8 protein-coding genes are annotated in these 13,118 nt (G+C 66.6%); 2 read left to right on the forward strand and 6 right to left on the reverse strand.

Annotated elements, in window-relative coordinates:
- Positions 1-46 precede the first annotated feature (46 nt).
- Both clpB and ROV95_RS20440 read right to left on the reverse strand, forming a co-directional pair.
- The gene (gene clpB, locus ROV95_RS20435) at positions 47-2,632 is read right to left on the reverse strand and encodes an ATP-dependent chaperone ClpB (RefSeq protein WP_312546144.1); all 2,586 of its coding nucleotides are present in this window, start codon (positions 2,630-2,632) and stop codon (positions 47-49) included.
- A 181-nt stretch (positions 2,633-2,813) separates the two neighbouring features.
- Entirely contained in the window at positions 2,814-3,635 is an 822-nt protein-coding gene (locus ROV95_RS20440) for a DUF3014 domain-containing protein (RefSeq protein WP_312546145.1), read from the reverse strand.
- Between the two features lie 170 nt (positions 3,636-3,805).
- Between ROV95_RS20440 and ROV95_RS20445 the strand changes: the two genes are divergently transcribed.
- Entirely contained in the window at positions 3,806-4,516 is a 711-nt protein-coding gene (locus tag ROV95_RS20445; protein WP_312546147.1) for a glutathione S-transferase, read from the forward strand.
- Positions 4,517-4,681: 165 nt separating this feature from the next.
- On the opposite strand, the gene ROV95_RS20450 is transcribed toward ROV95_RS20445, so the two are convergent.
- The 4 genes from ROV95_RS20450 to ROV95_RS20465 form a co-directional block, all read right to left on the reverse strand.
- Positions 4,682-6,292 carry a hypothetical protein gene (locus tag ROV95_RS20450; RefSeq protein ID WP_312546149.1) on the reverse strand — a complete coding sequence of 537 codons (1,611 nt, stop codon included), beginning with the start codon at positions 6,290-6,292 and terminating at the stop codon, positions 4,682-4,684.
- A gap of 848 nt (positions 6,293-7,140) precedes the next feature.
- The gene (locus ROV95_RS20455; RefSeq protein ID WP_312546151.1) at positions 7,141-8,859 is read right to left on the reverse strand and encodes a thiamine pyrophosphate-dependent enzyme; all 1,719 of its coding nucleotides are present in this window, start codon (positions 8,857-8,859) and stop codon (positions 7,141-7,143) included.
- Positions 8,860-8,968: 109 nt separating this feature from the next.
- Positions 8,969-9,826 (reverse strand): SH3 domain-containing protein, encoded by an 858-nt coding sequence (locus ROV95_RS20460; RefSeq protein WP_312546153.1) that lies wholly within the window; start codon positions 9,824-9,826, stop codon positions 8,969-8,971.
- Positions 9,827-9,862: 36 nt separating this feature from the next.
- Positions 9,863-10,345, reverse strand: coding sequence for a DUF3574 domain-containing protein (locus tag ROV95_RS20465; RefSeq protein ID WP_049410962.1), 483 nt, complete (start codon positions 10,343-10,345; stop codon positions 9,863-9,865).
- 215 nt (positions 10,346-10,560) lie between these two features.
- Between ROV95_RS20465 and ROV95_RS20470 the strand changes: the two genes are divergently transcribed.
- Positions 10,561-12,996 carry a TonB-dependent receptor gene (locus tag ROV95_RS20470; protein ID WP_312546155.1) on the forward strand — a complete coding sequence of 812 codons (2,436 nt, stop codon included), beginning with the start codon at positions 10,561-10,563 and terminating at the stop codon, positions 12,994-12,996.
- Positions 12,997-13,118 lie beyond the last annotated feature (122 nt).

The raw sequence follows: 13,118 nt of genomic DNA on the forward strand, positions 1-13,118 counted from the left end.
GCTGAGGCTTTGGTGGCGCGCCAGCCATGGCAGGCGCGCCACCGGTTCAGGCCTTGGCGAAGACCAAATGCCCACCCTCATTGCCGACTTCGATGGTGTCACCGTTGACGAACGCACCGGACAGGATCTGCTGCGCCAGCGGATTCTCCAGCTGCGACTGGATCGCGCGCTTCAGCGGGCGCGCGCCATACACCGGATCGAACCCGACGTTGCCGAGCAGATCGAACGCCGCATCGGAGACCGACAGCTTCAACCCGCGCTCGGCCAGGCGCTTCTCCAGCCCGCGCATCTGGATGCGCGCGATCTGCTTGATCTGCTGCTTGTCCAGCGGGTGGAACACCACGATGTCGTCGAGCCGGTTGATGAACTCCGGCCGGAAGTGCGCCTGCACCACGCCCATCACCGCCGCCTTCATCTGGGTGTAGGCCTCGGGGCTGTCGTCGGCGCTCATGTCCTGGATCTGGTGCGAGCCCAGGTTCGAGGTCATCACGATGACGGTGTTGCGGAAGTCCACGGTACGGCCCTGTCCATCGGTCAGGCGGCCATCGTCGAGCACCTGCAGCAGGATGTTGAACACATCCGGATGCGCCTTCTCCACTTCGTCCAGCAGGATCAGCGAGTACGGACGGCGACGCACGGCCTCGGTCAGGTAGCCACCTTCCTCGTAGCCGACATAGCCCGGAGGCGCGCCGATCAGGCGGGCCACGCTGTGCTTCTCCATGAACTCGCTCATGTCGATGCGGATCATCGCGTCGGCACTGTCGAACAGGAACTCGGCCAGCGACTTGCACAGCTCGGTCTTGCCGACGCCGGTCGGGCCGAGGAACAGGAAAGAGCCGGCCGGACGGTTCGGATCGGACAGGCCTGCTCGCGAGCGGCGCACGGCATCGGAGACGACCTTGATCGCTTCCTCCTGGCCAACCACGCGATTGTGCAGCACCTCTTCCATGCGCAGCAGCTTGTCGCGCTCACCTTCGAGCATCTTGTTGACCGGAATGCCGGTCCAGCGCGAAACGACTTCGGCGATCTCCTCGTCGGTGACCCGGTCCTGCACCAGCTTGAAGTCCTTGTGCTCGGCCTCCTGGGCCGCGGCCAGCTGCTTTTCCAGCTGCGGCAACAGCCCGTACTGGATCTCGCTCATCTTGGCGAAATCCTGGCGGCGCTGCGCGGCCTCCAGCTCCAGCTTGGCCTGCTCGACCTGTTCCTTGATCTTGGTGGCGCCCTGCAGCGCGGCCTTCTCCGACTTCCAGATTTCATTGAGGTCGGAGAACTCGCGCTCCAGCCCGTCGATGTCGTTTTCCAGGTCGGCCAGGCGCTGCCGCGAGGCTTCGTCCTTCTCCTTCTTCAGCATCTCGCGCTGGATCTTCAGCTGGATCACCCGGCGCTCCAGGCGATCCAGCTCTTCCGGCTTGGAGTCGATCTCCATGCGCAGGCGTGAGGCGGCTTCGTCCATCAGGTCGATGGCCTTGTCCGGCAGCTGGCGGTCGGTGATGTAGCGGTTGGACAGCGTGGCTGCAGCCACGATGGCCGGGTCGGTGATCTCCACCCCGTGGTGCACGGCGTACTTTTCCTTCAGCCCGCGCAGGATCGCGATGGTGTCCTCCACCGACGGCTCGCCCACGAACACCTTCTGGAAGCGGCGCTCCAACGCGGCATCCTTCTCGATGTACTTGCGATACTCGTCCAGCGTGGTCGCACCGATGCAATGCAGCTCGCCACGCGCCAGGGCCGGCTTGAGCATGTTGCCGGCATCCATCGCACCGTCGGCCTTGCCCGCGCCGACCATGGTGTGCAGTTCATCGATGAACAGGATGATCTGGCCTTCGTTCTTGGCCAGGTCGTTGAGTACACCCTTCAGGCGCTCCTCGAATTCGCCGCGGAACTTGGCCCCGGCGATCAGCGCGCCCATGTCCAGCGACAGCACGCGCTTGCCGCGCAGGCCTTCGGGCACTTCGTCATTGATGATGCGCTGGGCGAGCCCTTCCACGATTGCGGTCTTGCCCACGCCGGGTTCGCCGATCAGCACCGGGTTGTTCTTGGTCCGGCGCTGCAGCACCTGGATCGTGCGACGGATTTCCTCGTCACGGCCGATCACCGGATCGAGCTTGCCGCTCTCGGCACGCGCGGTCAGGTCGATGGTGTACTTCTCCAGCGCTTGCCGCTGTTCCTCGGCATTCTCCGACTGTACGTTCTCGCCGCCACGCAGCTTGTCGATCGCAGCCTGCAGGCGGGTCTTGTCGGCACCGGCGGCGCGCAGCGCCATGCCCAGCGTGCCGCCGTCTTCCAGCGCCGCGAGCACGAACCACTCGCTGGCAATGAAGGCATCGCCGTGCTGCTGGGCCAGCTTGTCGGTCTGGTTCAGCAGGCGCCCCAGGTCATTGCCCATCGAGACGTTGCCGGCCTGGCCGGACACCTTCGGCAGTGCATCCAGCGCCTCGGTCAGGCGCTCGCGCAGCACCGGCACGTTCACCCCGGCCTGGGCCAGCAGCGGGCGCGTGCTGCCGCCCTGCTGGTCCAGCAGCGCGCTGAACAGGTGAACCGGTTCGATGATGCTGTTGTCGCGGCCCACGGCCAGCGACTGTGCGTCTGCCAGCGCCTGCTGGAAACGCGAGGTGAGCTTGTCCATCCGCATTGCGAATCCTCATCGGTCATCAGGGCCGGCCCGCGCCGGCGATGCTGGGAAGATGCGGTTGCCCCACCCCGTTTCAAGGGTGGCTGCGACTGCACCCCGGGGCCGGTCAGCCTGCGGCCAGCATGCCGGAACGGGTGTGGTCGGCGCGTTGATCCCGATCAGTTCCGCGCGGTGCGCGGACTCAGCCGGTGATCGCGCTGCGGATCGCCCGCAGCTGCTGCTTGACCGCCCGCTGTTGCGCGGCGTCCATGCGCAACAGCGCCTTCTGGCCTATCGAGCGCGACTGCAGGGTGGAATCGACGAAGCGGTAGCGAACGCGCTCATCACGCTGCACCGATGGCGCCTGCGCCAGTTCCGGGGTCTCCAGCAGATGGTCGATCACCGCCACCAGTCGGTCGTTGAAGTAGCCCTCGGGCCGGCCCAGGTCGACGTAGGCCTGCTGGATCAACGGATAGAAGCGCTTGTACGCCGTAGCCGTTGCCGCTGGATCCAGCGCAGTGAAGGCCTGCACATAGGGCGCGTAACGCGCCGAGTTGCTTGCCGCGATGCGTTCCCCGCCCTCGCCATGCTCGACCTGCAGGTTGCCCGGCAGCGGCCGTGCGGCCAGCACCGTCGGCGGCACGCTTGGTTTGTCCAGGTTGTCGACCTGGGTGACCAGGCGCTGGATCAGGTGATCGCGCAGCAGCAGGGTCATCGGGCCCTCGCCCTGGAACAGCTGGCTCAATGCGCCCCAGGCAGCCGCATCACTGTCGGCCAACTTGGGCAGCGCCGGGTCAGCGGCGGCCTCGGTGGCCAGCGGATGCCTGATCGGCGGCGGTGCTGGCGCGGGGTCCGCGGCCGCCTGCGGTTGCGGCGGTGCGCTGGTGCTGGCGGGGGTTGAGTGCACCGGCACCGAAACACCGTCTGCCAGGTGCCTCAGCTGATCGCGGAACAACCAACCGCCCGCGCCGCCGATCACCACCACACCCAGCACCCAGGGCCATACCGCCTTTCCACTCTGCATGATGCAGCACCTCGTTTCACACGCATGGAGAAGGTGTGACCCCACCGATTGCAGCGGGTTCCCCGCCTGTTCCGCTGCCGTTCGGGTTGAGACCTGCAGCAGAGCCGCGCTCACGCCTGCTTTGCATGCTCCGCGCGACGCTGTGGGTCTTTTCCTGTGGAGGCACCGCCATGCAGTACGCGCTGTACTACTGGACCGGCATCCAGGGCCGTGGCGAGTTCGTGCGGCTGGCGTTGGAAGATGCCGGCGCCGACTACATCGACATGGCACGGGTGCACGGCGATGCGGTGATGCAGCCGTTTCTCGATGGCAGCAGTGAAGGGGCACAGCCCTTCGCGCCGCCGTTCCTGAAGGCCGGCCGCCAGGTCATCGCGCAGGTCGCGGCGATCCTGGATTTCCTCGGTCCGACGCTGGACCTGGTGCCACAGGCGGCCTCGCGGCGGATGCAGGCGTTGCAACTGCAGCTGACCATCGCCGACCTGGTGGCCGAGGTGCATGACACTCACCATCCGATCGCCGCATCAAAATACTACGAAGAGCAGAAGACCGAGGCCAAGGCACGTGCCGCGTCGCTGCGCAGCGAGCGCCTGCCGAAGTTCCTGGGCTACTTCGAACGGGTGCTGGCCGCCAACGGTGGCCGCCATGCACTGCGCGAGCATTCGTACGTGGATCTGTCGCTGTTCCAGCTGTTGAGTGGGCTGGACTACATGTTTCCACGCCGCATGCAGGCACTGGCGTCCACCCTGCCCCTGCTGCGCGCGCTGCAGGCGCGGGTGGCGAAGCGGCCGAACATCGCCGCCTATCTGGCCTCGGAACGACGTCTGGCGTTCAACACGAATGGCATCTTCCGCCACTACCCGGAGCTGGACGCCGAACGGTAGTGCCGGCCGCTGGCCGGCAGAGCGCTCTGTGATCATTCGCCGCCTGCAACACGCCCCTGTAGGGCCGAGCCATGCTCGGCTCAGAGCAGCCGAGCGCAGGCTCGGCTCTACAGAGCACCAGAAGTGGAAGGAGCGGTAGCGCCGGGCCATGCCCGGCGTCACCGGTCAATGATCGGTGCGATCAGCCAGCGGTTGCACCGGCTGCTTCTGCAGCGACAGCAGGCACAGCAGCACCGCCAGGGCCACGTAGGCGCCGGCAAACTGCACACTGATGATGCGCGCCAATCCATCCAGGTCCCACGGCAGGTAGATGCCGCCGCGCGGATCCACCGAGTGGATCAGCCCGAACAGTGTCAGCAACGCCGCCACCAGCAGGAACCCGCAGGCACGGCGCAGGCGGCCATCGACCATCGCCGCCACCGCCGAAATCCACAGCATCGAGGTGATGATGAAGCCGTTGCCGAGAGTGAAGATCACCGCCAGCTCCGGCAGGCCGTGGCCGTCGAGCTTGGTCAGCAGCTGCGCCAGCTGATCCGGTGCGATCCAGCCGGGTGCCTTGATCGCCAGCAGGTAGGCCACCGACGGCAGGAAACCGAGCACCATCGCGCCGGCATGGTGGCGCGGCGTGGCCTGGAACGCCTGCGTGGTGATGTCGATGGCCACGTACACGATGATCGGTGCGAGCACCGCCAGCGGCAGCCATTGCACCAGCCCGGAGATGATGCCGAGCATGCCGCCGATGCCGACGAACAGGCCCGTCAGCAGCGTGTAACCGCTGCGCGCGCCCATGTGCTTGTACGCCGGCTGGCCGATGTACGGCGTGGTCTGCGCCACGCCGCCGCAGACACCGGCCACCAGCGTGGCCACCGCTTCCACCAGCAGGATGTCGCGGGTGCGGTAGTCATCGCCGGCCGCACGCGCGCTTTCGGATACGTTGATGCCACCGACCACCATCAGCAGGCCGAACGGCAGCAGCAGCGGCAGGTAGGTCATCGCGGTGGGCAGGCCGTCGAGAAAGCCCAGCGTCGGCAGCGGCAGCACCACCTGCGGCGGCACCCACGCCGGCACATGGAAGCCCGGCGCGCCCAGCCCGGCCAGGCCGAGGCCGTAATACAGCACGGTGCCGAACACGAAGGCCAGCAGCACGCCCGGGCCACGCACCGGCAGTTTGCCCTTGGCGATCAGCACGTACAGCAGCAGGCCCAGCGTGGTGAAGCCGACCAGCGGCGAGCGCAGCGTTTCCAGCAGCGGCAGCAGGCCCATCAGCACCAGCGCGATGCCGGCGATGGAACCCAGCAGCGCGGCACGCGGCAGGGCGCGGGTGACCGCTTCGCCGAAGAACGACAGCACGAACTTGAGCACGCCCATGATGACCAGCGCGGCCATGCCCAGCTGCCAGGTGGCGATGCCCGCCGCGTGCGGGTCCATGCCCTGCTGCTTGAAAGCGATGAAGGCCGGGCCAAGCACCAGCAGGGCCATGCCGATGCTGGTCGGGGCATCCAGGCCGAGCGGCATGGCGGTGACGTCGTCACGGCCGGTACGCGCGGCGAGCCGGCGTGCCATCAGGGTGTACAGCAGGTTGCCGATCAGCACGCCGAAGGCGGTGCCGGGGAACATGCGGCCGAACACCACGTCGGCGGGGAACTGGAAGATCCCGACCAGAGCCATGGCGATGAAGCCGAGGATGGAGAGGTTGTCGACGACCAGGCCGAAGAAGCCGTTGAAGTCGCCGGCGACGAACCAGCGACGCGGTACGGCGGAAGCGGGAGCGGACATGGAAGGGGCGGTGGGGGTGGGGACCGCCGATGGTAGGCCCAGCGGGGCCGGCGCGCCAATTCCGTCGTGGAATGATGGGTTCCAGCCAACGGCGGGGCCCCTCGTGGCTGGGTTGGTCGCGGACAGCGGACCTCAGGGGGTGGGCCGGGCGGGTAGGCTGCGCAGGGGTCGCTGCAAGTACGTCCCTGTAAGCTCGGTCGCCGCTTGCTCGTGTGCGCAGTCCTGCGCACACGGCAAGACCGGGGTTAGGCGTCCTGCCCAACCCGCCCGAGGCATGCCTCGGGCCCATGCGGCTCACGCCCCTGCGCAGCCTACCCGCCCGGCCCCTGACAGTTTCCTGCGCGTGCCAGCCACGGAAAAGAATCAAAAGATCAAAAGCAAAGGCAGGCTCTCTTTGTAGAGCCGAGCCCATGCTCGGCTGCTGTACGCGAAGCCTCTCAGCCGAGCATGGCTCGGCTCTACAGAAGATCATTCCGATCATTCTTTCGTTCATCCACGCATGGCGTGGATCCACCGTGTCGACCAAGGTCGACACCCACCAGTGCAATATCCCGTTCCGGCAGATTGCAGGAAGCTGTCGAAGGCGGGGTGGGTCCGGTTGCGGGGGCGTGAGCCGCATGGGCCCGAGGCATGCCTCGGGGGGGTTGGGCAGGACGCCCAACCCCGGTCTTGCCGTGTGCGCAGGACTGCGCACACGAGCAAGCGGCGACCGAGCTTACATGGACGTACTTGCAGCGCCCCCCGCAACCGGACCCACCCCGCCATCCCACGGATACCCAGCTGTTGCTGTTGCTGTTGCTTCGACCTTCGCCTCCGCAGGTGCAGGGCGCAGCCCTGCATCGCCCCCCCTACTTCTTCAGGAAATTGTCCACCAGCAGATGCTTCACGTCGTCGAAGCGGCCATTCAACACCGCCTTGGCCGCGTACAGCGCCGTGCCGGCGACCTGCTTGGCCTCGATCTGCGGCGGCATCACCAACTCTGCGCGGCTGGTGTGCACGTCCAGCAGTGCCGGGCCGCGCTGCGACAGGAAATCCTGCACCGCTTCCTCCAGATCCTCACTACGGGTCACCGTGCGGCCGTGGAAGCCGATCACCTCGGCCAGGCGCCCGAAGTCCGGGTTCTTCAGGTCGGTGTAGTTGTCCAGCAGGCCTTCCACCTTCTGCTCCAGCTCGACGAAGTTCAGCGAGCCATTGTTGAACACCACCACCTTGATCGGCAGGTTCTCTTGCACTGCGGTCAGCAGGTCGCCCAGCAGCATCGCCAGGCCACCATCGCCGGACAGCGAAATCACCTGCCGGCCGGGGAACGCCTTCTGCAGGCCCAGGGCCTGCGGCATTGCATTGGCCATCGTGCCGTGCAGCAGGCTGGTCAGCGTGCGGCGGCGACCGTTGACGCGGATATGCCGCAGCACCCAGACCATCGGCGAGCCGCCGTCGGCGGTGAACAGTGCATCCTCGCTGGCATGCTTCGACAGCAGCGCGGTCAGATGCTGCGGGTGGATCAGCTCGCCCTCGCCCGGCTGCTCCTCCTGTTCGCGCTTCTTCAGCGCCTTGTCGCGACGTTCGATGCACTCGTCCAGGAAACTGCTGTCCTCGCGCGGCGGCAGCATCGGCAGCAACGCATCCAGCGTGGGCGCGATATCGCCGACCACGCCGAGGTTCACCGGGTGGCGGCGGCCAAGGTGGCTGCCATCACGGTCGACCTGGATGATCGTGGCCTTGTCGGGGTAGAACTGGCCCCAGGCGAAGTCGGCGCCGAGCAGCAGCAGCGTGTCGCACTCCATCAGCGTGTGGAAGCCAGACTCGATGCCGAAGATTCCGGTCATGCCCATGTTGTACGGGTTGTCCGGCTCGACGAAATCCTTGGCGCGCGAAGTATGCGCAACCGGCGCCTGCAGGCGCCGGGCCAGTTCCAGCAGCTGCGCGTGCGCGCCCTGGCAACCGGCACCGGCATAGATGCCGATACGCTTGCCCTGCCCCAGCAGCTCGGCAATGCGCTGCAGTTCGGCGTCGGACGGGCGCAGCACCGGCTGGGTGTAGTGCACCGAGAACGGCACATCGTGCTTCACCTCAGCCTGGCTGATGTCGGCCGGCAGGATCACTACCGCCACGCCACGCCGGCTGATCGCCGCCTGGCAGGCCAGGGCCACCACGCGTCGCGCCTGCTCCGGGCTGTGCACCTGCTCGCAGAACACCGTGCAGCTGCCATAGACCGCCTTGAAATCCACTTCCTGCGGAAATTCCATGCCCAGCTCACTGGTCACCACCTGGCTGGCGATCAGCACCATCGGCGCACGGTTGCGGTTGCTCTCAAACACGCCGTTGATGAAGTGCAGGCCACCGGGACCACAGGAGCCCGCACAGGCGGTCAACTCGCCGCTCACCAGCGAATCGGCGCCGGCGGCGAACGCTGCCACTTCTTCATGGCGCACGTGCACCCAAGCGATCTCGCTGCCATGCATCGCATCGGTCACATGGTTGAGCGTATCGCCCACGATGCCGTAGCAACGGCGGACACCAGCCTGCTGCAGGGCGTCCACCACGATTTCGGCCACGCGCTTGCTCATCGGATACATCCTCGAACGGGGGAACGTCCGAGGCTAGACCTGATGAAGTGATGCCCCCGTGGGCAAGTTGCCCATTGCCTCGATGTGCAAACTGCGGGTAGACGTCTCGTCAATCGTTGACGTTGATCCAGCCCTCCACCGCGCCGTGATTCGGGCTGCGATAGCGCAGCTTCACCCAGCCGTTCTGTTCATCGAGCAATTCCACGCGATCGCCCTGCACCAGGTAACGCTTGGTGCTGGACGCGCCGGGTCGGTCGAAGAGGAACAGGCGCGCGGGCACCACGGTGGCCTGCTGCCCCTGCAACGGCCCGTCCGGCGGTGCACCCAGGCCATCGGCGATGGCACTTTCCAGCACACGGCCGGCGGCATCGTAGGTGCGCCAGACCGCCAGCGGGCCCTGCTCGTCGGTCTGTTCCCACTGCAGCGCGGCGTTCAACGTATCGCCCAGCATCAGCACACGCTCGGCGCGGTACAGATGGAGCGTCGCGCCTGCAAAGCGATACTTGTCGGTGTACCAAATCGGCCCGCTGCGGCAACTGCTGGTGAGGGTGCGGGTGGCAACGTCCACGCTCAGCCCCATCAGGTCACCGCAGCTGTCCTTGCCGTGGGTGTCGGCCTGCAGCGCGCGATACGAAGCACTGGCCGGATCGAAGCGGTACACCGCCACCGCCTCGTTGACCATGCCGACCGGGGCGCGCGCGACCAGTTCCGGGTAGCCATCGAAATCGACGTCTTCCAGACCCCAGCGCGAATTGCCGTCGGCATCCGCCGCGCCCGCCAGCGTCTGGCGCTTTCCCGACGGCGATAGTTGCACGGCGATGCTGCCATCCTGCTGGGGATCGGCGTGCGCCTGCACGTGCGCGGCCACCTGGAAGCGCAGCGTTTCGCCGTCGTCCCCACCCGCCTGCGCCGGCGGTGCCAGCACGCCCACCAATACCAGGCCCAGCAGGCATTCCCTGTAGTTCATCATTGCTCCCTGCGGCACCGCGGCGGCACCTTCAACTCAGAACGATACCTCGACCGGCTGCCGCGACCACAGCACCGACTGATGCCTGGTCTGCTGCTTCCACGCCAGGCGGATCGCTTCGATATCGGCGCGGCGCTGCGGGGTGTCCTCATGCAGCACCACCAGCACCTTCGTGCGCAGGCGGTTGGGCGCGGCATCGCCGCGGAACAGCCACTGGCCATAGGCATCGAACACGGTCAGGCCATCCGGGAAGCGCGGGGTCACTTCCTTGTCCAGGAACGTGCGCCACTGCGCCTCGCTGATGGTGTCGGCCTGCGGGCGGTTGCCGGCACCCTGCTCCTCGCCCACGCCGAAGTACAGCTCACTGCGCACCCAGCCATGGCCGGCGGACGGGCGTGCGGCATCGCCCTTCAGTTCGGCGGTAGTGGCCGTGGCATAGGCGCTGGGCGCCTGCGAAGAAAGGCTGGCGCAGCCGCTGGTGGCCAGCAGCACGGCAAAGACGAGGCCAAGGTGTTTCATCGGTACAGCTCCGGGGGAAGGGGGACAAGGCGAGCCGGCAGCGTACAGCGCCACCGGCCCGGCGTGCTGATGCCAGCAGGGCATCAGCTCATGCCGGACTGGCAGGGGCTTGCATCGGCACCGGCCATCACGCGAAGATAATATATCGCTTCATCCGGATGGATGTAAGTGAAACTATCTCCCCCTTCCCCGTCGTCGTTGTTGCTGGAGCCCCCATGTCCACCCGCCTGCCCGCGTCGCCGCTCGGCCTCGCCATCGCCCTCGCGCTTTCCTCCGCCGCCGTCCCGGCCCTGGCCCAGGACGCCACCAACCTGGACACGGTGATCGTCACCGGCACCCGCGCCGCCGATCGCACCGTGCTTGAGTCAACCTCGCCGGTGGACGTGCTCACCGCCGAGGACATCCGCAAGGCCGGCGTGGTCAACGGTGAACTGGGCAGCGCGCTGCAGGCGCTGCTGCCGTCGTTCAACTTCCCGCGCCAGTCCAACTCCGGTGGCGCCGACCATGTGCGCGCCGCACAGCTGCGCGGCCTGTCGCCGGACCAGGTGCTGGTGCTGGTCAATGGCAAGCGCCGCCACCACACCGCGCTGGTCAACACCGACAGCAAGATCGGCAAGGGCACCACCCCGGTCGACTTCAACTCGATTCCTGTCAGTGCGATCAAGCGCATCGAAGTGCTGCGTGATGGTGCCGGCGCGCTGTACGGCTCGGATGCGGTGGCCGGTGTGATCAACGTAATCCTCGACAACGGCGGCGACGGCGGGGAGATCGAGGCCAGCTACGGCGCCAACCACACCGACCTGAAGCCGATCGGGCGTACCCTTACCGACGGCCAGACCGGCAACATCAGCGCCAAGGTCGGCACTTCGCTGGGCGAAGACGGCGGCTTCCTGCGCGTCGGCCTGGAATACAAGCACCGCAACGGCACCAACCGCGCCGGCTTCGACCAGATTCCGCCGTGGGACCAGACCCCGGCCAACCTGGCGCTGCAGGGCAAGCGCAACTATGTGCTGGGCGATGGCAAGAGCAAGGACATCAACCTGTGGCTGAACACCGAGATTCCGGTGGGCCAGACCTCGACGTTCTACGCGTTCGGCACCTTCAACCAGCGCGATACCGAAGGCGCCAACTACTTCCGCTATCCCGATGGCGATGCCAACTGGAAGCAGGTCTATCCGAACGGCTACCGACCGATCTCCGAAGGCGAGAACCGCGACGTACAGGCCGTGGCCGGCGTGCGCGGCCAGTGGGGCGAGTGGAGCTACGACAGCAGCCTGGATTACGGCCAGAACGACTTCACCTACCGCCTGCGTGATTCGCTCAACGCGTCGCTGGGCCCGACCAGCCCGACCCGCTTCAAGACCGCCGACTACGAGTACGCGCAGACCGTGGGCAACCTCGACCTGAGCCGCGTGTTCACCCAGAGCGACAGCATCAGCCACACGCTGGGCCTGGGCGTGGAAGCGCGCCATGAGCGCTACCAGACCCGCCCCGGCGACCCGGCCAGCTATGCGCCGGGCCCGTACACCGACCGCCCGACCGGCTCGCAGGCCGGTGGCGGCCTGACCCCACAGGACGCCGCCACCCTGTCGCGCGACGTGGCCAGCGCCTATGCCAGCCTGTCCAGCCAGTTCGGCGAGAAGTTCTCCACCGATCTGGCCGCGCGCTACGAGCACAACGACGACTTCGGCGGCGAGCTGACCGGCAAGCTCGGCCTGCGCTACGAGTTCACGCCGGCGTTTGCATTGCGCGGTGCCATCTCCAACAACTTCCGCGCACCTTCACTGGCGCAGATCGGCTACGAATCCACCTCCACCGGCTATAACGCTGGTGGCCAGCTGGTGCAGGGCCGACTGCTGTCGGTCAACAATCCGATCGCGCGTGGCCTTGGCGCGCAGGACCTGAAACCGGAAAAATCCCTGAACACGTCGCTGGGCTTCACCAGCCGCATCGGCGAACACTTCGACCTCTCGCTGGACTTCTTCCAGATCGACATTGACGACCGCATCGCACTGTCGGAGAGCATCACCGGTGATGCACTGACCGGCCACGTGGCAGCCAACTACGGTGTCAGCGGCCTGCAGAGCGCCAGCTTCTTCGTCAACGCCGCCGATACCCGCACCCGTGGCGCCGAGCTGGTGAGCAACTGGCGCCAGTCGCTGGGCGATGGCCAGCTGCTGTTGACCGGCACCTATGCGTATACCAAGACCACGCTGAAGAACGTGCTGGCCACGCCGGCACAGCTGCAGGCGCTGGACCCGGATTATGTGCTGTTCGGGATTGAAGAGACCAACACGCTGACCGATGCCACACCGCGTACACGTGGCAGTTTCTCGGCTGCCTGGAACAATGACCACTGGTCGCTGAGCAGCCGCGTGAACCGCTACGGCAGCGCCACCCGCGTGTTCAACTTCGGTGATGGCTACATCCCGCGCCAGACCTACCAGGCCGAGTGGCAGCTGGACGCGGAAGTCGAATACCGCATCACCCCGCAGTGGAGCGTGGCCATCGGCGGGCAGAACCTGACCGACAACTACCCGGATCGGTCCAACAGCGATATCCACTACTTCGGCAACCTGCCGTATGACGTGCTGTCGCCGATCGGCAGCAATGGCGCGTACTACTACGGCCGCGTCCGCTATACCTTCTGATTGCTCTGGGTGTATGGGTGGGTGCGGGCCGTTGGTCCGCACTGCCCGGGTTCAATGCAGGCTGACCCTTTGTGCCAACCAACGGTTGGCACCCACCGGAAGTGATCGCTCTCGGTGGGTGC

The organism is Stenotrophomonas maltophilia group sp. msm1 (assembly GCF_032025805.1).
GTDB lineage: Bacteria > Pseudomonadota > Gammaproteobacteria > Xanthomonadales > Xanthomonadaceae > Stenotrophomonas > Stenotrophomonas hibiscicola.